Raw genomic sequence first — 24,466 nt, forward strand, 5'->3', positions numbered from 1 at the left:
TTCATGGGGCCTGATCTTATAAAATTATATTGGATGACACACTGATGGGTGGAAGGATTATCACTTCCTCTAGAAACGAGTAATTAATCTAGAAGAAAACTATCATCGTTAGTGATTATTTACTTGAACTGGAAGAAGAGTTTTTCTTTTATAGTTTGATACAGAACAGGTGGGAGTTGGGGTTTTTTAGACGAACCGATGAAACTTCTCCTTGTTTTGTTTCGTAAATACAAGAAACTATCATTAATTATTATGAACATCGGAGGACTGTGATGTCTACTAAAAGTGTAATTCCCATGGCATTAATGTGTGTTTTTGTTGTTGGCATCATCATTTTTTCAACAATCTTTGAAAATAATGACAAAATAAGGGAACCTGATTTTTCCGGTCATGTGTATTTTCATTCTGAAGAAGAACAGATGATGTTTATTTAAAAGATAAGTATTAGTTTTTGCACCTTCGGGCAAGTTGTCTAGCTCCACCGCCTACTCGCTGCGGGGCACTTCGGAAGTGACAACTGAAGTCAAAGAGCGGACTTCAGGTTGTCATTCCTCCACTGCCCTACGCTCGTGTTCATAGGCGCTTGCGCTTTTCTTGTGTTGAAGACAATTTAACTCCCCGAGAAAGAGATAGATTTGTAGATCCTGAATATATATATGGCTATTGGATAAAAGTCCCTGATGACACTATTTTTTTGAATGAAGAGGATGAAGAAGTTAGCTATGAGGAACTCCCTTTTTCCAGGATTAATGTATGGGTAAAGGAAAATTTCGAAGAGAAAAGAACTGATTATCATAGCCAAATGGAACTTACAATCGGGAATTATGAAGATTTCCCAGTTTATACTGCAGAAAAAGTAAAGCCAGTAAAGCGGACGAAAGAAGATGTTATTACGACGCTAAAGTCTTATGAAGAAGGATTATTTACGTTAAGGCTATTTTTTGAGAGTGAGGAAAGTTATACCAATAAACTTGAGGAAATTAATGACATTTTGACTTTTATATCGGAATCAGAGAAACTCGAAACAGGTTCCATTAGTGTTGGAGTTGTAGGACCTTCAACTGATGCTCTTCTCTTAGAGGTTAAAGAGTTTCCTTCTTTTGTTATTTTTGATACGAAAGATGTAGTTTTCGTTTCGAATGATTTTATGGAAGTGAAATCATTTTTAGAAAACCAATAATTGTTCAAATGAGAAGTGTGTTGTGGGTTAATGTAGGTTTCTCTGGTAAGCAAGCTTAGTATACAGAAAAGCAAGATTAGTATACAGAATCGCGCTGTTTGGTTTTATTCCATTTTGCTTTGGTATACTATACTGGCATTTGTTTTCTTAAATTTTATGTGACCTAAATCGGGCTCATTTCCATTTCGTACTCTTTGGCATTTTTTTAGGTATTAACCCATGTTCTGTGATAAAATCTCATAGAGAATTGGAGGAATACATTTATTTTAAGAAAACAATAATCCTTCATATCATATGGTATTACTAAGAATCGATATAGGGAGATGACATTAGATGAGTAAACAAGTGATTGTGTATTCCGCAGATGGATGTGTCGAGTGCACTTATGTGAAACAAATGTTAGAAGACGAAGGTGTTCCTTTTGAGGTTAGGGACATCATGGCTAACAAAGAATACAGGGAAGAAGTTGAGAAATTTGGATTTATGGGCATTCCTGTGACCGTAGTTGGGGAAAAAGCTGTTAAGGGGTTCACTCCAGAATTAAAGGGGTTAATTGAGGAAGTAAAAAGTTAATCATAAACGTCCTGAGTGAATAGATTGAATAATTATTTAGTAAAGGGTGCCTAAAAGTCGGTATAGTGACTTTTGATAGGTACCTTTTGTTGTTGCCTTTAATGTATAAGGGTTTCATGAACGCATGAGCGGTGATCCAACCAAAGTTCACGCCTGCCAACCTCAAATTTTCTGAATGACTTTCTTCTTGCCTCATCCACCGTGTAAAATCACTCACGATAGCATAAGGATCATACCCACATAACATAGTTTAGAATAGTTGAATCCGTTGTAAATCAAAATGACAACCAGTAAAATATATACTAATACCTTTCTTTGTTTCCATTACTTAAAAATTGATTTGTGTACCCCTATAAAATAAATAACTTCTAGCAGCATGATATAACTGAAGGAGGACAGATACTACCGATGAAAATAATAGATAATGTAAATGAAACGCTTAAAGATGATTTAGCAAAATCCATTACGAAAAACAGTAAAGTGGCCATAGCAGCATCCTATTTTTCCATCTATGCATTCCAAGAGCTGAAAACGGAGCTTGAAACTGTCGAAGAGTTGCGATTCATCTTTACTTCACCAGCATTTACAACAGATAAACCTGAAAAAGAACAAAGGGAATTCTATATTCCTCGCTTGAATCGGGAAAAGAGTCTGTATGGAACGGAATTTGAAGTGAAGTTACGAAATGAATTGACTCAGAAGTCGATTGCAAAAGAATGTGTGGATTGGATCAGACGGAAAGCGGTGTTTAAATCTAACATAACTCAGGATAATATGGGTGGATTTATTCATGTGCGAAATGATGAAAGTAAGTATACGTATATGCCTGTGAACGGATTTACTACGGTAGATATTGGCTGTAAGAAAGGAAACAATGTCTATAACATGGTAAATCGCCTTGATTCTCCGTTCAGTGATGAGTATTTACGACTTTTCCAGGAAATTTGGAACAGTGAAGAAAAATTGCAAGATGTTACAGAAGAAGTTATCGAAAATATCTCAACCGTGTATCAGGAAAATTCTCCTGAATTTATATATTTTATTACGTTATACAACATTTTCAATGAGTTTTTAGAAGATATTTCGGAAGATGTGTTACCAAATGAAGCAACAGGTTTCAAAGAAACAGCGATTTGGAATAAACTCTTTCATTTCCAGCAGGATGCCGTTTTGGCGATTATTAACAAGCTGGAAAAATATAATGGCTGTATTTTAGCAGACAGTGTTGGTCTTGGAAAAACGTTCACTGCTCTAGGTGTAATTAAATACTATGAAAACAGAAATAAATCCGTTCTAGTATTATGTCCAAAAAAGCTTTCGGATAACTGGAATACTTACAAACTGAATGTGTTAAACAATCCCATTGCCTCCGACCGTCTCCGTTATGATGTACTATACCATACGGACTTGTCACGGACACGTGGAACTACGAATGGAATTCCCCTAGACCGGATTAATTGGGGAAATTACGATCTGGTTGTCATAGATGAATCTCATAATTTCCGGAACGGGGGACAAACCTCGGGAGATTTCGGTGAAAAAGAGAATCGATATTTGAAATTGTTAAATAAAGTCATCCGAAAAGGTGTGAAAACAAAGGTATTAATGCTTTCGGCAACACCAGTGAATAATCGGTTCGCTGACTTAAAAAACCAGTTAGCCTTAGCTTATGAAGGGGGCGATAAACTTCTAGAGCGTGAATTGAATACGAAAAATAGTATAGATGTGATATTTCGAAGGGCACAAGCTTCCTTTAATAATTGGAGTGAATTGGCAGCAACGGAAAGGACAACAGACAGCCTCTTAAAAATGCTGGATTTTGATTTCTTTGAACTCTTAGATAGTGTAACGATAGCCCGTTCCCGAAAGCATATTGAAAAGTATTATGACAGTTCGGAAATCGGCACGTTTCCAGAAAGAAACAAACCCCTTTCTATCCGCTGTGATTTAACAGATCTTTCGGAAACGATAAATTACAACGAGATATATGGTCAATTGTCATTACTTAATCTCGGAATATATACACCATCAGACTATATTTTAGCCAGTAAAGTTGAAAAATACGAATCTCAATACGGTTCAGATATGAAAAATACGAGATTCAAGCAGTCCGACCGTGAATTTGGCATTATGGTTTTAATGCGGATTAATCTTCTAAAACGATTGGAGAGTTCTGTTCATGCTTTTCGCCTGACCTTACAACGGATATTAACGTTAGTTGACTCAACACTTGAAAAAATTGATAAGTTAAATGTGGACAATCAAATGGAAGTCACAACCATTCATCAGAATGATTTAGATATGGATGATCAAAATACAGACCTCTTTACGGTTGGAAAAAAAGTAAAAATTAGCTTATTGGATATGGATTATAAATCTTGGAAAGATGATTTAATGAGTGACAGGACCATACTGGCAGACTTATTGGAACACATGGTAAAAATTACTCCAGAACATGATAGTAAGCTGAATTTGCTGCTCGAGACGATAGAGCGCAAGCTGAAAAATCCAATTAATCCAAATAACAAGAAAGTCATTGTTTTTTCTGCTTTTTCAGATACCGTGGATTATTTATACACTTATGCTAGTAAACTTCTTAAAGAGAAGTATGGATTAAATACAGCGATGGTAACCGGTGGGAATGACAGTAAAACAACTGTTGAGCAACTCTCAAATGACTTAAATAGTATATTAACTTGTTTTTCACCGCAATCGAAAGAAAAGCAGTTGATTATGCCTGGGCAAAAAGAAGAAATCGATTTATTAATAGCCACAGACTGTATATCTGAAGGACAAAATTTACAGGATTGTGATTACTTAATCAACTATGATATTCATTGGAACCCTGTCCGTATCATTCAACGGTTTGGGAGAATTGATCGGATCGGAAGTAGGAATAAAGTGATTCAACTCGTTAATTTTTGGCCAGATTTAGATTTAGATGACTATATAAATCTGAAGGCAAGGGTGGAAACTCGAATGAAGGTGACGGTAATGACATCTACAGGTGATGACAATCCAATTGAAGAGGAAAAGGGTGACCTAGAGTACCGAAAACAGCAACTTGAAAGACTGCAGACAGAAGTAGTTGATATGGAAGAGATGTCTGGCGGTGTTTCGATTATGGATCTTGGATTAAACGAATTTCGAATGGATTTATTGGGATATTTGAAAGAGAATCCTAACATTGACAAATCACCGTTGGGGATGCACGCTATCGTGCCGGCAGAAGGGGAAGTAATTCCACCTGGAGTTGTTTTTGTATTAAAGAATATTAATAACGATATCAATAACGAAAATCAAAACCGTCTTCATCCTTTTTATATGGTTTATATTACAGATGAAGGAGAAGTAATCGCGAATCATCTGGAACCTAAAAAAACGCTGGATACTTTAAGGATGATGTGTAAAGGACATAAAGAGCCTTTTAAAGCATTATGCCGTCAATTTAATGTAAAATCAAATGAGGGACGGCATATGAGTAAATACTCCGATTTGCTTCATGAAACTATTACATCCATTATGGAAGTGAAGGATGAAAGTGATATTGACAGTTTATTTAAAATGGGAGGAACGACAGCACTGAAAACACATATTGATGGATTAGATGATTTTGAACTTATTTGTTTTGTAGTGGTGATGGAATGTTAACTTTTCCAGAATCGACTCTATTTAACCGAAGAATTCCAAAATCTAAGTTCTATCATCATTTAAGCGTTTCACATCAGTTAGAACAGAAATTTACACAAGAAGTGGATACCATTGTTTGGAAAAATAAGTTTTCTCCTGAAACAATTAACATTGAAAAAGGAAAAGAAGTCTCTGAAATACAAGTAATGGAAGTGAACCTGAAAAATAAATCCATTAGTGATGTCATTATTGAAACGATTGATAGGGATATACCATATCACCTTCTTTTTCTCCTAAGGTACCAGGATTTTGCACAACTGAGGATTAGTTACAAGGAGTACAGCAAAAATAGAGAAGGAAAGTTTAAAGTAGACAGTTATTTTCAAACGGAATGGATGCTATTGGATCAGCTATTTTTAGCCATAGAGGGAATAAATCTGGATAAAGTATATGAAAACTTTATCATTCAGATTGCTGGGGATCAGTTACAGACAAAAGAAGACACCGACATCAAAACTTCTATCGATATTTCGAAAGAAGTAGAAAAATTAAAAAAAGACATTCAAATGATGGAAAAGAAAATGAAACAAGAAAAACAATTTAATCGCCAAGTCAAGTTATCAGGTGAAATTAGGAAATTGAAAAAAGAACTAGAACGAAAATTGAAATAGACGGAGGGAATAAAATACGTGGACAAGCTCAAGATGGAAAGTATCGACTTAACCAAGAAAAATATTGAAAAAATCGGAATGTTGTTTCCAAACGTCATCACAGAAATGAAAGACGAAAACGGTAACCTTAAAAAAGGGATTAATTTTGAATTATTGAAACAGGAACTATCAGACGATGTCATTGATGGAGATGAAAATTATGATTTTACATGGGTAGGGAAAAAAGCATCCATTGTAGAAGGGAATACGCCAATCAGAAAAACATTACGTCCATGTGTGGAAGAAAGTAAAGCATGGGAGAAAACGGAAAATGTTTTTATCGAAGGGGATAATCTGGAGGTATTAAAGCTCCTGCAAGAAAGTTATTTAAACAGTATTAAATTGATCTATATCGATCCCCCTTACAATACGGGGAAAGACTTTGTGTATAAAGATAATTTTACAATGGATAAAGAGGAATTTGATGAAAAAATCGGGACACATGATGAGGAAGAAAACAGGCTTTTTAGAAATACTCAAACAAATGGAAGGTTTCACAGTGACTGGTGCAGCATGATCTATCCAAGACTAAAACTTGCTCAAAATTTACTGCGGGAAGACGGTGTTATCTTTATTAGTATCGATGACCATGAAGCAGATAACTTAAAGAAAATCTGCCATGAAATATTCGGGGAATCCAATTATATATGCGATTTTATTCGAAAAGGCAGTGGTGGGAGACAGGATAGTAAACATTATGCCATTGTCCATGAATATATCTTGTGTTACACCAAAAACATGAATTACTTTGTTTCCGGAAAAGAACTGAAGGAAGATGACAGTTACCCTCATTTTGACTCAGAGAAGGAATTACACTATAAAACGCAGCTTTTAAGAAAGTGGGGCGAAAATAGCCGTCGCAGTGATCGTCCGAACTTGTACTATGCGATCAAAGATCCCGATGGAAATGATTTATATCCAATGCTATCAGCAACAGAAGCTGGGTGCTGGCGTTGGGGAAGGGATCGAATGACAGCGGAGATTGCTGCAGGTAATGTGGAATTTAAAAAGAAGGATGATGAATGGATTCCATATGAAAAAATTTATGAGCCAACAAAGGATAATCCAAAAACGAAATTATATACAACGGTGTTAGAAAACATTGGAAATGCCAGTGGGGCACCTTTATTAAAGGAGTTATTAGACGGGAAAATTTTTAGTTATCCAAAGCCAGTGGAACTGATAAAGAAGGTCATTGAGTTAGGAAATGTTGGACCAGATGATATTGTACTTGACTTTTTCGCCGGATCTGCCACTACGGCCCACGCCGTAATGGATTTAAATTCAGTGGATGGGGGGAGCCGTAAATATATTATGGTTCAGATTCCAGAAGAAGTGGAAGAGAAAAGTGATGCTTATCAAGCTGGGTATAAAACGATTACAGAAATTGGGAAAGAACGAATTCGTCGTGCCGGTGAAAAAATTAAAGGTGACGTCATGGAATTTAACGAACAAAAGAAAGAAGAGGATGATCCAAGAGTTGTCCCTGATATTGGGTTCAGAGTTTTAAAAGTAGATAGTACAAATATGAAAGATGTCTATTATTCAGCCACTGAATATACACAGGATTTATTGGAGCGAGTGGAATCGAATATCAAAGAAGACCGTTCTGATTTAGATCTTCTTTATGGTGTTTTAGTGGATTGGGGACTACCGTTATCCTTATCGCTTGAACTGGAAGAAATAGAAGGTGTTCGAGTACACACCATTGATGAAGGGTCCTTAATCGCATGTTTCGATGAGAATGTATCAGAAAATGTGGTAAGGGAAATTGCTAAACGTCAGCCCCTTCGTGTCGTCTTTCGGGACAGCAGCTTTAAAAACAGTCCGGACAAAATTAACGTGGGAGAAATTTTTAAATTGTTAGCACCAAATACAACCGTTAAAGTCATATAGGGGGGCAAATCAATGAAACTGCAATTCAAACATCAAAAGTTTCAGGCGGATGCGGCCAATGCCGTTTGCAGTGTATTTGCCGGTCAGCCTAAACGAACCAATACGTATATCGTAGATAGAGGAACCGTCAGAGGGGTGGAACAGCTGTCCTTAGAAGGTGACCAAAGTTTTACTGGATATAACAATACAAAAATCGTCCTTACAGAAGATCAGATTAAAGAAAATCTACAAAAAATTCAGCGTCAGCACCAGATCGAACCTTCTTCTAAATTAGAAGGAAAATATAATTTGACGATTGAAATGGAAACGGGAGTTGGAAAAACATACACATATATTAAGACAATGTATGAGCTTAACAAACTGTATGGATGGAGCAAATTTATCATTGTTGTCCCTTCCGTTGCCATTAGGGAAGGTGTTAATAAGTCACTCGCTGTCACCAAGGACCATTTCGCTCTGGAATATGGTAAAAAAATCCGTTACTTTATTTACGACTCAAAAGATTTAACAAAAGTGGACCAGTTTGCAAGTGATAGTGGTATTAATGTGATGATTATTAATTCCCAAGCGTTTAACGCCAGGGGGAAGGATGCTAGGCGAATTTATATGAAGCTTGACAGTTTCCGCTCCAGAAGACCGATCGATATTATTGCTGCAACAAATCCGATCTTAATTATTGATGAACCTCAATCGGTGGAAGGAAAGGTTACGAAGGAAAAACTCAAAGAATTTAATCCGTTAATGACATTGCGGTATTCTGCCACTCACAAAAAAGACTCTATGTACAATTTAGTATATCGTCTGGATGCATTAGAAGCTTATAATAAAAAGCTTGTTAAGAAGATTGCGGTAAAGGGGATTTCCATAACAGGAACGACAGCAACGGAAAGTTATCTTTATCTTGAGAAGATTAATCTCTCTGGTAACCAATTGCCTACTGCAACACTGGAATTTGAGGTTCGAGGGGCAAGGGGAGTTCGGAAAACTTCTAGAAAGGTCCGGGAAGGGGATAGTTTATTTTCCCTTTCAGGGGAATTAGAAGAATATCAAGGCTATATTGTTTCCAGAATTAACGGGTTCGCCAATTCTGTGGAGTTTTCCAATGGGAAGGTTCTTTACGCAGGTGATGTCTACGGTGAAGTGAATGAGGAACACATTCGGCGGATTCAGATCAGAGAGACGATTAAATCTCACTTCGAACGGGAAAGAGAATTGTTTTACAAAGGGATTAAAGTCCTTTCTTTGTTCTTTATAGATGAAGTTGCAAAATATAAAGGTTACGACGCGTTAGGAAATGAGCTAAATGGCCAATATGCTGAAATATTTGAAGAAGAGTATAACATCATGTTAAAAGAATGGCAGTCAGAATTTGGTGTAGATGATTATATCACTTATCTAAATAAAATAGAGGCGACGAAAACCCATTCCGGATATTTTTCCATTGATAAAAAGACCAATCGTTTGAAAGACAGTGCCATAAAAGATAGAAAACAAAATACATCAGATGATGAAGATGCTTACGACTTAATCATGAAGAACAAGGAAAAACTCCTTGATCTAAACCATCCTGTCAGGTTTATTTTTTCCCATTCAGCTTTACGGGAAGGTTGGGATAATCCTAATGTCTTTCAAATTTGTACTCTTAAACAAAGTGGATCTGACATTCGCAAACGTCAGGAAGTGGGACGGGGCTTACGATTGAGTGTTAATAATAATGGGGAACGAATGGATACCCAAATGCTTGGTGAAGATGTTCAAAAGGTGAATGTGCTGACAGTTATCGCAAATGAAAGTTATGAAAGTTTTACAAAGGGACTTCAGTCGGAAATTGCTGAAGTAGTAGCAGATCGGCCCCGTGAAGTAACTGCGGAACTATTCGAGAATAAAGTCATTAAAGATGAGAATGGTCAGAACGAACAGATTATTGACCGGAAACTCTCTGTTAAAATTACGAACGGATTAATCCGTCATGGATATATTGACGATGATAATACGTTAACTGATAAATACTATGAAGATGTAAAAAGCGGTGCATTTCAGGTAGCAGACGAGCTGATTCCTTATAAGGGAGAAATCGTCACTATCCTCCAATCCATCTACGATCCAAAAGCGATTACACCGGAAGATGCGAGGGGGAATAATGTAGAATTAAAACTGGACAAGAAAAAGCTGGAAATGAAACAGTTCAAAGCCCTTTGGAATCAAATCAATATAAAATCAACGTATGTTGTAGATTTTGATACGGATGAACTGATTCAAAAATCGATCCGTGCCCTTGACTTAAAACTACGCGTTGCTCAAATATACTTTAGAATCCAGTCAGGGGAAATGGATTCCATTTCATCAAAAGAAGCACTACAAACTGGAGAGAGTTTTAACGTAGTCGAAGGGGATAATAACAAAATTGATTCTGCCATTAACACCAATGTAAAGTATGATTTAATTGGTAAAATTGTGACGGAAACAGGTTTAACAAGAAAGACTGTCAGTTCGATTTTAAAGGGGATCCAAAAAGAAACATTTGAACAATTCCAGAGGAACCCAGAAGATTTCATTATAAAAGCATCTACTATTATCAATGAGCAAAAGGCTACGGTTATCATTGAACATATTACGTATAACAAGTTGGAAGATTCTTATTCCACTGATATCTTTACGGAACCGAATTTAAAAGGGCGACTAGGTTTTAATGTGGTCAAAACGGATAAGCACCTTTATGACCATGTAATTTATGATGCGGATAATGAAAGAAAATTCGTAGAAGACCTGGATAAGAAAAGTGAAGTGGCAGTTTATGTGAAGTTACCCAGTGGTTTTTACATTGATACACCTGTAGGGAAGTACAATCCTGATTGGGCCATTTCCTTCTATGAAGGAAAAGTCAAACACGTCTTTTTTGTGGCTGAAACGAAAGGTAGTTTATCTTCCATGGAATTAAGGAAGATAGAAGATCTGAAAATTCATTGTGCAAGGGAACACTTTAAGAAGATCAGCAGTGACACAGTGGAGTATGATGTCATTGACAGTTATGATGAGTTATTAAATATAATTTTACAGTAAATTGTTTATGCGAAGCATGGGAGGGAAACAACTTCCATGCTTTTTTCTATTTTTTTAAATAGTATAAAAAAGTATAGAAAATGCTAAAAGATTACCCTTTGTTAGCGCTCTCATTTCTTATTCCGAGCTTTATAATGAACCTGTAATACAAATGAAATCATTTGAAAAGGGGAATTGAAATGAGAAAAAGTTGGAAAGTAATCTCTGTGTTGTTGGTTGTCGCTTTTGTTTCGATGATGTTAGCTGCTTGCAGCAACGATGCCAGCGGAAGCGGAGTAAGTGTTGGAATCGTATTGCCTACAAAAGATGAGCCAAGATGGGTACAGGATGAGCAACGTTTTAAAGACGCATTATCCGATTCAGATTATACAACTGAAATCTTATTCAGCCAAGGTTCTTCTGCAAAGGAAAAGGAAAATGTAGAAACACTGCTTAACAAAGGAATCGAAGTACTTATTATTGCTCCACACGATGGTGCAGCAGCAGGCTCTGCAGTGGAAGCTGCTAAAAAAGAAGGGGTAACAGTTATCGCCTATGACCGTCTCATTACTGAAACTGATGCTGTAGATTACTATGTTACATTTGATAGCATCGCCGTAGGTGCTGCTCAAGGGCAATTTTTAATTAATAATTCAGAAGGATCAAACGTACCATTGTATCTCTATGCTGGTGCATCTTCTGATAATAACGCATTCTTGTTCTTTGAAGGGGCTTGGAGTGTCCTTCAACCTAAAATAGCAGATGGTACATTCGTGATCGCGAACTCGAGCGAAGCAGAAGCACTACAGGATAAAGCGGAACTCACTCGGGATGAAATGAGTAGAATTCTTGGACAGGTAACAACCAACTGGGATCCGAATGAAGCGAAAAACAAGGCTCAAACACATTTAACGGCAGTGGGTGGAGAGTTAAAAGGTGATGTAGCAATATTAGCACCAAACGATGGAACGGCACGTGCAATTGCTGATGTATTTGCAACAGACAGTGAAGTTACGAGCTACGTTGTAACCGGCCAAGATGCGGAGAAAGCATCTGTTCAGTACATCATTGATGGAAAACAATCCATGACTGTATTTAAAGATGTACGTACACTTGTAAAAGATGCCATGGGTATGGCGATAGATGTTTTAGATGGAAATACACCTGCAACAACTGGTGCATATGACAATGGAAGTATTGAAGTTAAAGCGAAACAAACGGATGTTATTGTGGTTGAACAAACTAATGTGAAAAGTGAACTTATCGATTCAGGTTACTATGAAGCGGACGAATTCACCGGCCTATAGCATACAGCAATCACCTTAACTCGTAGATACGTTGATTAGTATATTGCGGAATAGTGGTAGATTAATCTATCACTATTTCGCCATTGCAATAGTGAAGGGGGGATAACGATGAGCGAATACATCTTGGAAATGAAACAGATTTCCAAAGAATTTACAGGGGTCAAAGCGCTCAGCGATGTCAATTTTAAAGTAGAAAAAGGTGAAATTCACTGTTTAGTAGGTGAGAACGGAGCAGGAAAGTCTACATTAATGAAAGTTCTTAGTGGTGTTTATCCATTTGGAACATACGAGGGAGATATTCTGTTTGAAGGGACTGTTCAACAATTTAACAAAATCAATGACAGTGTCAAAGCAGGTATTGCAATTATTTATCAGGAACTTGCATTGTTCCCGGATCTTACAGTTTATGAAAATATCTTTGCTGGTAATGAAGTGAAAAACAGCGGGATTGTAGATTGGAACCGTACGATCGTGGAAGCAAATAAAATGCTGAATAAGGTCAACCTTGATGTGAATCCTGAAACGCTTGTAAAGGATTTAGGAGTTGGAAAACGGCAGTTGATTGAAATTGCTAAAGCTTTAAGTAAAGACGTGAAACTTCTTATTTTAGATGAGCCGACCGCTGCTCTCAATGAAAACGACAGTGAAAATCTTCTTGAACTTTTAGGAGAACTAAAAAAACAAGGTATTACGTGCATTATGATTTCTCATAAGTTAAAAGAAGTGATAGCCATTGCTGATAAAGCTACGGTTCTTCGGGATGGACAAACTATTTGTACACTTGATGCTTCTAAAGGAGAAGTAACGGAAAGTCTTATTATTAAAAACATGGTAGGTCGTGAAATAGATGATATTTATCCAAAGCGTTCAAAGAAAACCTTTGGGGAGAAGGTTCTAGAATTATATAATTGGTCAGCCTATGATTCTAAATTAGGCCGTCAAGTTGTAAAGAATGCAAATCTGCACGTGAAACAAGGTGAGATCATTGGTTTAGCTGGCCTAATGGGGGCAGGAAGGACGGAACTTGCCCTGAGCATTTTTGGAAATGCCAAGTCCTATAAACTCGATGGTGATTTAGTGATAGATGGTATATCCACAGCGTTAAATCACCCAAATGATGCAATTAAAGCAGGAATCGCTTACGTTACGGAAGATCGAAAGGGTGATGGTCTGTTTTTAATACAGGATATAAAGAACAATATATCCGTGGCAAATCTATACGGAATTTCCAAGAATGGTGTTGTCAATCAGAATGAAGAAATAAAAGTGGCAGATGAGTATAAGAATTCCTTGCATATAAAAGCATCTTCCTTGGAACAAGTCGTGGGAAATCTCAGTGGAGGCAACCAGCAGAAAGTATCACTTGGAAAATGGCTTTTTGTTGGACCGAAGTTATTGATTTTGGATGAACCTACCCGTGGGATAGATGTTGGGGCTAAATTTGAAATATATTCTGTCATGAATAAGCTGATTGACCAAGGTTTGAGTATCATCATGATTTCATCGGAACTTGGGGAAGTGTTGGGAATGAGTGACCGTGTTTATGTCATGGCCCAAGGGGAGATAAAAGGTGAGTTACAGATTGAAGATGCCGATCAAGAAAAAATAATGCAACTTGCTACGCTATAGGAGGTTAAACCAATGAACTTATTAACCGAAGCAAAAACGTTAATTAACGAGAATATACGGGATTATGGAATGTACATTGCCCTATTGGTTATTATTATTACATTTTCAATCCTAACAGATGGTCTATTCATTTCTTCACGAAACATTAGTAATTTATTGGATTCTGCTGGTTACATTGCTGTTTTGGCAGTCGGTGTCATGCTTGTAATTGTCATCCGTCATATTGATTTATCAATTGGATTCCTGGCAGGATTTCTTGGAGCGATTGCTGCCATTTTGCTTATGCAAGTGGGGATGCCAGTATATTTAGTTATTCCTGTTATTCTAATTCTCGGAACGATCGCAGGATTATTTACTGGATTTCTTGTTGCGAAGGTGGGAATCCCAGCGTTTGTGGCAACATTAGCAGGATGGTTAATTTATCGTGGCGCAATTTTACAGGTAACTGAAAAAACAGGAACGATCATTGTACAAAATGATACTTTTAATGCGATCGGAAATGGATTTATTCCTTCTATAATGCAGGTAAACGGCCTTCATTTATTGTCCTTATTGGTTGGTGCAATAGGAATTGTGTTTTACATTTACAGTGCAATTAATAATCGTAAAAATAAGATGAAGTATAACTTCGATGTTGTTTCTAAAGAAATCTTCATACTTCAGTTAGTATTTGTCTCGTCTATTATCGCTTATATAACATGGATACTGTCAGGGTACAATGGCTTTTCATGGACAGTCATCATCATGCTCCTTGTCGTTTTGGTCTATCACTTCTTTACTACGAAAACGGTTCTTGGGAGACATATTTACGCTGTAGGGAGTAATCCGGAAGCGGCACATCTTAGTGGAATAAACGTCAGCAAGATTACATTCCTTGTTTTCGGTTCCATGGGAATGCTGTCTGCCCTTTCTGGAATTTTGTTTACGTCCCGCTTACAGGCTGCTACCACAACAGCTGGTACGTTATTTGAACTAGACGCCATTGCTGCAGCATATGTCGGTGGGGTATCTGCAGCAGGTGGAGTTGGTAAAGTAACTGGTGCAATTATCGGAGCAATTGTTATGGCGTCCTTAACGAGCGGGATGAATCTAATGGGAGTAGGGATTGCTTACCAATACATGATTCGTGGTGGCGTTTTAGCACTTGCTGTTATCTTTGATGTAACAACTAGGAAAAAAGGAAAATAGGATTTAGCCTTGATAGAAATACTTAAGTTTCGTAGCTTCTTACTATAATCCAAGAGGGACTCAATACAGTCCCTCTGTTTTTGTCGTAAAAATACATAATATATTCTCATTTTATAAAGTTCACAGTATTGATCATTCATTATTTGATGCTATGATAAATTTATTAGTTTACTAGTTTATTATACGGGGAAGGGAGATCATTCTCTTGCGAAAAACAGGCATACTTATTCTATCCTTCGTATTTATCAGCCTATGTTACCTTACTTATGTATCTGCTGAAAAAGTGTTTCGTACAGACTGGCAGTTGCCAGAAACGCTAGATAAATCTCTTTCACAATACCGTCTCGTCTTGATTACAAGGGATATGGAAACTCCATTCTGGGATAAGGTAGGTAATGGAGCACTTGAACAGGCACAGATAGACGGAGCAAGCCTTGAGGTTTGGGGAAGTTATGGGAATGACCAGGAAGATTTTCTGAAAAAAATAGATATTGCCCTCCACTCGAAAGTGGATGGGATTATCGTCCAAGGATTAGATAGTGAAGAGTTTAAAAAAATGACAAAAATTAAAGCTTCATCCTATGGTATACCAATTATTACAGTTGCGAATGACGTTCCAATGGAGGAGAGTCTTCGGAGAACGTATGTTGGTTCAGATCAATACAAGGCAGGAAGAATGATTGCAAATCAGCTCTTGAAGGACATGGGAGATAAAGGGACTATAGTTCTTATGTACGACAGCAGTCAGGAATATTTTCAACTACAGAGACTAAATGGCATCCAGGACGTTCTCAAAAATCATCCGAAAATAGTAACGATCAATGCTGAAACATCAGATGAACGAGAGGAGATCGTTTCGAAAACACAGGATATATTAAATCAAACCCCTGAAGTGGATGCTTTTATAGCAGTTAATGCAAATATTGCAGGTGCGATGATTCAAGAAATTAGTAAGCGTTTCCAAATCGAACCATACTTTATCTATTCTTTTGATGATGGTCCAGAATCTATTTCTCTCCTTACAGAGGGAAAGCTAGATGGAATAATTGAACAATCACCGGAAATGATGGGAAAGCTCAGTGTAAAAATGATGATGGAATGGCTTACTGGGGAGACGGTCCCACTTGATATTATTGGCTATTATACTGATATTCAAATACTGAAAGTGACAGATGTCCAATGATTAGTATACAAAGGAAAATATTAATGCTCACAACAATCGTACTTGTTTTTATGGCTGCAATTTGGATAGCAATGACTCATTATAATCATCAGACATTAAATCAATACAACGACATTTTACAGAGATATTTAAGTATGAACGAAGTATCCAATGCCAGCCAAGATGTAATTACGGACCTGAACAATTATATGTTAAAACCTACTCCCAGTTCTTTGGAACAACTTGATATTAGTATAGATAAAATCCAAAATGCCAAAAAGGAAATCTTTGACCTTAGAAATGAAGAAAATGATTTTGTTTTGACCAATTATATTAACTTGATCGACAGTTTTATAGAAACAACTGACCGATTTATTTTGTTTTATACACAAAATGATACGGATTCCTCTGTAAAGGAATTTTCGGAAGCAACTCGTATCTCTAATTATATTTCTGAAATGACACTCACATTAGTTGACAAAGAATTGAAAGCGTATGACCGATTTTATCGGGGAATTATTGAACAATCAGAGGCGTTACAAAAGCTTGGTATTTGGGTATTGATGCTGATCACTTTCCTGTTAATTTTGATCACGTACTGGTTTTCCCTGAGTATAACAAGACCAGTACAGCAATTAACCAAGGCAGCAAATGAATTTTCGAAAGGAAGGTTTGAAACACCTGTAATAGTAGAAACAAACGATGAGATTGCTTTTTTAGCTAGAACATTCGATCGGATGCGGATAAATATTAATAATCTCATATCAGAAATTAAAAGCACGGCACAACTAGAAAATGAACTTCAGCAAAACAAAATTCTTCTACAAGAAAGCCAGTTCCGAAGTTTACAGAGCCAAATTAACCCTCACTTCTTGTTTAATACTTTGAATACGATCTCTAAAAAAGCTTATTTAGAAGGGTCGGAAGAGACGGGTGATTTACTGGTCAGTGTAGCTGGTTTACTACGATACAATTTAAAACGTATGGACAGATCCGTTACTCTACTAGATGAAGTCATTGTTCTAAGACAGTATATGGACATTCAAAAAGCCAGGTTCACTGATCGTCTCCATCTGTTCATCGATATAGATGAATCTTGCCTGAACGTGGAGATGCCTTCGCTTACATTACAACCGATTATCGAAAATGCCGTTATTCATGCTGTTGAGCCTGAGGAAGACGGGGGAAAAATTTGGTTTCGTATTAGAGATGGGGCTACTTTTGTTACTATTGAAATTCAAGACGACGGAAATGGTATGTCAGAACAGAAGATTCATGAAATTCTGGAAGGAAAACAAGTCCCTACAGAGGGGCACTCTACTGGTATAGGATTCAGCAATGTAGTGAAGAGGCTTCGACTTTTTTACAGTAATGAGGATGTAATCCATATAGAAAGTATCATAGGACGTGGAACAAAAGTAGTGTTAAAAATTCCTAAGAAAAGAAGTGTGAAAGTATGTTGAAGCTCCTGATAGTCGATGACGAACAAATAGAAAGGGAAGGAATGGAGGCAATTTTGCACAAAAGCTTCCCAGACCTCCTAATCGATCAAGCTAAAAATGGAAAAATTGCTGTTGAAAAAGCGAAACAGCTCAACCCTGACATTATCTTAATGGATATAAAAATGCCAGGAATGTCCGGTCTTGAAGCGATTGAGATAATAGGTAAAGACCAGCCGATGATTAAATTTGTAATGGTGACAGCTTTTGATATGTTTGATTATGCCCGTCAGGCTATAAAACTTGGTGTTAAAGACTATCTCTTGAAACCAAGTAAAGCAAGTGAAATTGTGGAGACAGTTGGAAGAGTAATGAAACAGATCGAAGAAGAGCGGGAAGCACTTATAAAAAGTATGATCCAAGAAGAAGTACTTCAAAAGACATTAACCGTTGTGGAGACGGATGTAGTAACACAATTATTATTTGATCATGTACATGAAGTGCACCTGGATATGCTTGTGGAGTTACTGGATATCCATTCCACTAATGAGATGTTTGTCATGATTGTCATTTTGCCTTCTGGTTCGGAGAAGTTTTATTCTCAAGTGAAACAAATAGTAAGAGAAACAAGAAGTGGATGGATTGGGGCATTGTACGGTAATCATCTGCCCATTATTGTTTTCAGAGATCGCGAGAAATCCTTCCGTTCACAAGCCGTTCATCTAGCGAGGGAAATTCTTTCTATTAGTTATAACGATCCATCTAGTAACTGGTTTGTGGGAATTGGAACAGTATGTTCTTCTTTAGATCAAATCAGAAATTCCTATCAGGATTCTCTTCTTGCCACTTTGGTGACATCTGTCCCGGTTAAATATCGTTTTTATTCTGATTTATCAATACCGGGAGATATTAGGGAATTTAAAGACCGTCAAATCGAGTTTTCTGATAAAATCCGTCTTGGTCATTGGGAACAAGTACAAGAAGAAGTCATGAATTTAATCCTATATTTTGAAAAAGAAGGTGTTGCTCTAATTCAAGCTCAGCAGCGGATTCTAGAAGTACTTTGGATCACATCTCGTGTACTGAATGAACTGGGAGTGGATTCCAAGATGCCACTCTATCCTTTTCAAACCAATAATTACAGGCTGCTATCTTCTGAAACCAGTAAATTACTTCAATCCATGAAAAATTCTTACTTGGAGCATTATGACCGTTTGGAAGCAGATACAATCCATCAAATAAAGCATCACATTATACAGCATTCTCATGAAGATATTTCTTTAGAGCAACTTGGAAAAAAAGTAGGATTAAGCCCTATTTATATCAGCAAAATGTTCAAAGAAAAGTTAGGAATAAATTATATCGATTTTTTAACAGAATGCCGAATTGAAAAAGCAAAAAAATTAATGGCAGATCCGGAGAAAAGTATAAAAGAAATATCCTTTGAGATTGGTTATCATGAACCTAATTACTTTAGTAAAGTTTTTAAAAAGAATTGCAATATATCACCAAAAGAGTACCGAAAAATGTTGCTGGGAAAAAGAGACTGATGCTAAGACGGTATAACATAAGAAGGCATAGGGGTGAAGCCAATGAAACACTATTTAAAATCTATTACACTTGTTATATTGATTCTTCCACTTTTCATGCTTTTGTCATGCGAAACAGAGAAGGATGTGGATGTAAATAGTGAAATTAGGGAAGCGGAAGAAAGTGAACATATAGCGATAGAAAGCATAGATACTACTTCCGATAAGATAAAAATTGGCTTTTCTATGGATACTTTAGAAGAAGAGCGTTGGTTAAAGGACCGAGATATGTTTAAAGAGGCAGTGGAAGCTTTAGGGGCGGAAGTGGAAATTCTGGCTGCCAATGGAAATGATGCCATTCAAATATTACATGCCGAAACATTAATCGACCAAGGGGTTGATGTCCTTGTTGTCGTACCATACAATGCTGAATCAACAGCCGCTATTGTAGATAAAGCAAGGTTATCCGATATTAAAGTCATATCTTACGACCGCCTCGTAAAAAATGCAGATGTTGATTTGTATATTTCCTTTGATAATGAACAGGTTGGAGAAATGCAGGCAAGAGCGATTACAGAGCTCGTTCCAAAGGGGAAATATGTTTATATAGGGGGGGCTGATACAGATAACAATGCCCACTTATTCAAAAAAGGGGTATTTAACATCCTCCAGCCATTTATTGATCAAGGGGATATTACCGTAGTATATGACCAGTGGACAAAAGACTGGACACCTTTGAACGCCTTCAAAAACATGGAAGAAGCACTTATTGCAAATAATTATGAAATTGATGCTGTCATCGCTGCGAATGATGCCACTGCAGGTGGGGTAATCGAAGCTTTAGATGCCTTGGGCCTTGCTGGGGAAATTCCAGTTGCTGGCCAAGATGCTGAACTGGCAGCCGTTCAAAGAATTGTAGATGGCACTCAAACAATGACAGTCTATAAACCTATTAAGACACTGACAGATACAGCGGCAGCACTAGCTGTTGAACTTGCGAAAGGTGAATTGGTGATTGGAGATAGAACGATAAATAATGGGAAATATGAAGTTCCTTCCATTTTACTAGAACCGATCGCTATCACTAAGAAAAACATAGACACGATTATAGCAGACGGTTTTCATTCCAAAGAAGATATTTATAGGCAAAAGGGAAATTGATTTGTACTGTCACGGATAATATGGGAAGGGGAATTGTGACATGAAGATTGGGCATATGGCACTATGGACTAGAGATTTGGAGATAATGAAAGATTTTTATGTGAATTACTTTAACGGGAAAACAAATGGAAAATATCATAATAAAGTTAAGGGATTTGAATCGTATTTTATTCGGTTCGAAGGGGAAACTAGGTTAGAGTTAATGAGACAAGAAGGAATGAGCAGACAGGACATAGCTAATAGAGTAGGCTGGGCACATATTGCGATGTCCCTTGGAAGCAGGGAACATGTTAATCAAATGACAGAACGACTTCAACAGGACGGCTATCGCCTCATGGACGGACCTCGGAAAACTGGGGATGGATATTATGAAAGTGTTTTTCAAGATCCAGAAGGGAATTTATTAGAGTTGACCGAATAAGTGACTTTCAGCATTGCATAGGAACTCATGTTAGACTGTGTCACTAGCATTACAAAAGTGAAATAAAGTGAAGTTGATTAAAGAAAGGTTCTGAGAATAGGTTTGACATTGTTATTTGGAGTATTTATCTTTTCTCCACTTTTTGCTTATAGCAGGATTATTAAAGATCATATCATCAGGTGATTTGAGATCTTCTTTTCTTTTACAGAACTAAAAGAGAGCAAGAAAGTGCATTTTCCAGGTTGGAGAATCAAATCACGGTTACTAAATAAACTTACAATTATATATGGTACGGACGAAAAAGAGGCTCGAAAACAGGAAAGGATCATACAAATTCCCATGAGAAATTAGCATAGAACACATAATAATGAGCACGATAGTACTGATAATAAAATAATTATTTGGAGGACAATGTATGGCACAGGAAAACCAACCATTTTTATTACCGGAAATTGCTCAGTCAGTACAACAAGCACAAAAGGCTGTGGAAATAGCGCAATCCAATTCAAATGAAGAACAATATCAAGAAGCACAACAGACTGTTCAGTTAGCCCAACAAAAATTACAAGGTTATCAACCGACTACGGAGCAAGAACAACAACAATGGAATCAATTACAGCAAGAGATTCAAGCAGCATTCCAACAACTGCAAATGGAACAACAAGAACTATTCCAAGCTCAACAACAAGTGGCAATGGAAAGTCACCAATTAGATCAAGCACAAAAAAAAGTAAAACAGGAACAACAGGATTTATTATCAGCACAACAAAAATTGCAACAAGCCCAAGATGCAGCTATGACATTTAAAGATACACATTAAAACTTCTCCCTTTTGGCAGATCCTTGCCAGTACTATTAGAAAAAATTACTGTACGCAATATTTGTTTTGAAGAAGGATCAACCACCAGTACATTTTGGTGGTTGATTCTTTATTTATATTAGAAAGGGCGTGGACCATAAACTGGAAATGGTCTAGGACCAGCAAAACCTCCTGGGTGTTGAGGGAAACCAAATCCTCCTGGGGCTACTGGGTGTCCGAAACCTGCTGGATGACCGAAACCACCTGGATGACCGAAACCACCTGGAGCTACCGGACCCGCTGCTGGAGCTCCAAATCCAGAACCAAACCCTCCTGGAGTTAACATACTTCCTCCAAGATATCCGATTCCAGCCCCAATCAATCCAGCACCTAGAGGACTAATTCCAGTTCCAAATTGTCTTGGTTGATGTCCATAATAACCATTCGTATACATGAAATTCTCCTTTCTTATTTTCTTCTATAGACGTTTTAACTACGTTTGCCCTATAGCTTATGCACTGAAAAAGGCAGGTGGACTGGGCTAGTAACCTCAGTTAGTTATGATTAGACATTTACCTATTTAATTTTGATCTATTATAAATTGTGTTCAACTTAGTTCCTTAAACTTGATAATAATTAGAGGAGGATTCAAAATAGAGTATATTAATTTGTTGACATAGTATAAAAGGAATTAGGAGGTCACACTTGTGGAGATTGGTATTAGTACTTTTGTAGAAACGACGCCTGATGTTAAAACTGGCGAGATAATAAGTCATGCACAACGAATCAGAGATGTGGTTGAGGAAATTGTTCTTGCTGATAAAGTTGGACTAGATGTTTTTGGTGTAGGAGAACATCACAGAGAGGACTTTGCCGCATCTGCACCAGCAGTTATATTAGCAGCTGCAGCATCTCAAACGAGACGAATTCGTCTTACGAGTGCTGTAACTGTCCTGTCTTCTGATGATCCCGTTCGCGTTTTCCAAAAATTTGCGACACTTGACGGAATTTCAAATGGACGAGCTGAAATAATGGCAGGCAGGGGATCCTTTATCGAATCATTTCCATTATTTGGTTACGATCTAAATGACTACCATGAATTATTCGAAGAAAAACTGGAATTATTGTTAAAAATCCGTGGTTCTGAAAAAGTAAACTGGAGAGGCGGACATCGTCCTGCAATTGATAATCTAGGTGTTTATCCACGCCCAGTCCAAGATCCACTCCCAGTTTGGATAGGCAGTGGTGGCAATTCTGAATCAGTTATACGTGCAGGAGCACTTGGACTTCCACTAGTGTTAGCTATTATTGGTGGCAGTCCACGGCAATTCGCTCCACTAGTTGATTTATATAAAAGGGCAGCAGCACAAGCTGGGCATGATCTATCAAAATTACCAGTAGCATCTCATTCTCATGGGTTTGTTGGAGAAACCACTGACATTGCAGCGGATAAGTTTTTTCCTTCAACACAACATGTAATGAACGTTATTGGGAGAGAACGAGGTTGGCCGCATTATGATCGTACAAGTTTTGATCGGGCAAGAAGCTTTGAAGGAGCACTTTATGTAGGTGATCCTGATACAGTTGCGGAAAAGATTATTCATCTTCGAAAGACAGTTGGTATTACAAGATTTATGTTACATTTACCACTTGGTACAATGCCGCATGAAGATGTTATGAAAGCCATCGAACTGTTAGGAAAAGAAGTGGCACCAAAAGTTCGTAATGAAGTTTCTAAATGGGAAAAGGAACAAGGAATTTAATGTGGTCACTGAAAAAGTATCTTACAACTTTTTTAGTTCCTTTTATTTGTATGGCAATGGCTTCGCTCGTCGCTCGCTTCAGGGGGAAAACCGCTCCTATAAGGATTATTAAAGATCACGACGACTACACTCATTGCTTCGAGGCACTGAAAAAATGGAAAAGCACCATTTTTTTCAGTGCCCTCAAATTTAATTGGTACTTTTCTGAAGTGTGTTTTTGAACTCTGAGAATAGCATGGACAATGAGGTGGGGGAATGAAACATCTCCCTTCTCTATGTCTGTCCTATTCATCGTAACAGGGTGATTGTCATTTCCGGTATATCGGCACTAGTAATGTTGTATGCTGATTCCTTTTTAGCGAGGGTAGTTGATCACGACAAGGAGGAGTGGGATCTTTGTTGTAAGTTATCTGTTATTATTGAATTGCAGATATACTGACTCTTTTATTTGTTATTTCATTGATGTTGATGTATGAGAATAATAATAATGAAGATACTTAAAACAAAATGATAGAAATAATACGTATAGATATTTAGCTAAAATGGTCCTTATTTTAATTTCCATAATTTAGTCATTGTCAATTTAGAACTATCTTTGATATATTATTAATCCAAGTTGTTCTTCACCAGCTTTTGCAAAAAAAGAAGTTTAGAAAGTTGTTGACGAATTGACTAGGAAATGGTATATTAATATTTGTCGCCAAAAACAAACTACGAGAAACAAACAAAAAAGTTCTTGACGATTGAAAGTTATATTGGTATAATATAAGAGTTGCTGTAAAAACAACAACATCTTAATTTGACCTTTGAAAACTAAACAAAAAGCCAAGCGAAGTGGGATATAAATTCCTTCATTATAATGATGAAGCGATAATGAAATATCCCGTCAATGAAGAAGTAACAATTAGCCAAAATTTGGCTTGACGCTAGTCGTCAAACTCAACACTTTATTGGAGAGTTTGATCCTGGCTCAGGACGAACGCTGGCGGCGTGCCTAATACATGCAAGTCGAGCGCTTGTCACTTAAGCTTGCTTAAGTG

General features: G+C 37.2%; 18 protein-coding genes and 1 rRNA gene. 18 read left to right on the forward strand and 1 reads right to left on the reverse strand.

Translation table 11 applies throughout. The annotated features are described in order from the left end of the window. Positions 1-272 precede the first annotated feature (272 nt). From KS419_RS09800 to KS419_RS09875, 16 genes are all read left to right on the forward strand, one after another. Positions 273-434: a hypothetical protein gene (locus KS419_RS09800; protein WP_217066194.1), complete on the forward strand. Its 162-nt coding sequence runs from the start codon at positions 273-275 to the stop codon at positions 432-434. Between the two features lie 260 nt (positions 435-694). Further along, positions 695-1,180, forward strand: coding sequence for a hypothetical protein (locus KS419_RS09805; RefSeq protein ID WP_217066195.1), 486 nt, complete (start codon positions 695-697; stop codon positions 1,178-1,180). A 333-nt stretch (positions 1,181-1,513) separates the two neighbouring features. Continuing rightward, complete coding sequence (locus tag KS419_RS09810) at positions 1,514-1,753, forward strand: glutaredoxin family protein (RefSeq protein WP_217066197.1); 240 nt, start codon at positions 1,514-1,516, stop codon at positions 1,751-1,753. Positions 1,754-2,161: 408 nt separating this feature from the next. Beyond that, positions 2,162-5,404 (forward strand): helicase-related protein, encoded by a 3,243-nt coding sequence (locus KS419_RS09815; RefSeq protein ID WP_217066199.1) that lies wholly within the window; start codon positions 2,162-2,164, stop codon positions 5,402-5,404. Continuing rightward, entirely contained in the window at positions 5,398-6,054 is a 657-nt protein-coding gene (locus KS419_RS09820; RefSeq protein ID WP_217066201.1) for a DUF4391 domain-containing protein, read from the forward strand. The genes KS419_RS09815 and KS419_RS09820 overlap by 7 nt, the downstream gene beginning before the upstream one ends. Before the next feature lie 18 nt (positions 6,055-6,072). Next, a complete protein-coding gene (locus KS419_RS09825; RefSeq protein ID WP_217066203.1) occupies positions 6,073-7,989 on the forward strand; it encodes a site-specific DNA-methyltransferase in 1,917 nt (638 codons plus the stop codon). Between the two features lie 12 nt (positions 7,990-8,001). Continuing rightward, positions 8,002-11,049, forward strand: coding sequence for a type III restriction-modification system endonuclease (locus KS419_RS09830; protein ID WP_217066204.1), 3,048 nt, complete (start codon positions 8,002-8,004; stop codon positions 11,047-11,049). Between the two features lie 179 nt (positions 11,050-11,228). Then, a complete protein-coding gene (locus KS419_RS09835) occupies positions 11,229-12,335 on the forward strand; it encodes a sugar ABC transporter substrate-binding protein (RefSeq protein ID WP_217066205.1) in 1,107 nt (368 codons plus the stop codon). A gap of 108 nt (positions 12,336-12,443) precedes the next feature. Continuing rightward, on the forward strand, positions 12,444-13,964 hold the full coding sequence (locus tag KS419_RS09840; RefSeq protein ID WP_217066206.1) for a sugar ABC transporter ATP-binding protein: 1,521 nt from the start codon (positions 12,444-12,446) through the stop codon (positions 13,962-13,964). Between the two features lie 12 nt (positions 13,965-13,976). Next, positions 13,977-15,152, forward strand: a complete 1,176-nt coding sequence (locus KS419_RS09845; RefSeq protein ID WP_217066207.1) for a sugar ABC transporter permease — start codon at positions 13,977-13,979, stop codon at positions 15,150-15,152. A 205-nt stretch (positions 15,153-15,357) separates the two neighbouring features. Then, positions 15,358-16,335: a sugar ABC transporter substrate-binding protein gene (locus KS419_RS09850; protein WP_217066208.1), complete on the forward strand. Its 978-nt coding sequence runs from the start codon at positions 15,358-15,360 to the stop codon at positions 16,333-16,335. After that, positions 16,332-17,777 carry a sensor histidine kinase gene (locus KS419_RS09855; protein WP_217066210.1) on the forward strand — a complete coding sequence of 482 codons (1,446 nt, stop codon included), beginning with the start codon at positions 16,332-16,334 and terminating at the stop codon, positions 17,775-17,777. The genes KS419_RS09850 and KS419_RS09855 overlap by 4 nt, the downstream gene beginning before the upstream one ends. Then, positions 17,771-19,303, forward strand: coding sequence for a response regulator (locus KS419_RS09860; protein ID WP_217066211.1), 1,533 nt, complete (start codon positions 17,771-17,773; stop codon positions 19,301-19,303). The genes KS419_RS09855 and KS419_RS09860 overlap by 7 nt, the downstream gene beginning before the upstream one ends. A gap of 42 nt (positions 19,304-19,345) precedes the next feature. Beyond that, entirely contained in the window at positions 19,346-20,443 is a 1,098-nt protein-coding gene (gene xylF, locus KS419_RS09865) for a D-xylose ABC transporter substrate-binding protein (RefSeq protein WP_217066212.1), read from the forward strand. A gap of 40 nt (positions 20,444-20,483) precedes the next feature. Continuing rightward, on the forward strand, positions 20,484-20,864 hold the full coding sequence (locus KS419_RS09870) for a VOC family protein (RefSeq protein ID WP_217066214.1): 381 nt from the start codon (positions 20,484-20,486) through the stop codon (positions 20,862-20,864). A 415-nt stretch (positions 20,865-21,279) separates the two neighbouring features. Next, positions 21,280-21,684 carry a hypothetical protein gene (locus tag KS419_RS09875; protein WP_217066216.1) on the forward strand — a complete coding sequence of 135 codons (405 nt, stop codon included), beginning with the start codon at positions 21,280-21,282 and terminating at the stop codon, positions 21,682-21,684. A gap of 118 nt (positions 21,685-21,802) precedes the next feature. Here KS419_RS09875 and KS419_RS09880 read toward each other — a convergent pair whose 3' ends face one another. Then, positions 21,803-22,117, reverse strand: a complete 315-nt coding sequence (locus KS419_RS09880; RefSeq protein WP_217066218.1) for a hypothetical protein — start codon at positions 22,115-22,117, stop codon at positions 21,803-21,805. Positions 22,118-22,370: 253 nt separating this feature from the next. Between KS419_RS09880 and KS419_RS09885 the strand changes: the two genes are divergently transcribed. Next, complete coding sequence (locus KS419_RS09885) at positions 22,371-23,426, forward strand: LLM class flavin-dependent oxidoreductase (RefSeq protein WP_217066220.1); 1,056 nt, start codon at positions 22,371-22,373, stop codon at positions 23,424-23,426. Positions 23,427-24,373: 947 nt separating this feature from the next. Next, positions 24,374-24,466, forward strand: a 16S ribosomal RNA gene (locus KS419_RS09890); the annotation flags it as partial.

It is taken from the genome of Evansella tamaricis, from assembly GCF_019042215.1.
GTDB lineage: Bacteria > Bacillota > Bacilli > Bacillales > Salisediminibacteriaceae > Evansella > Evansella tamaricis.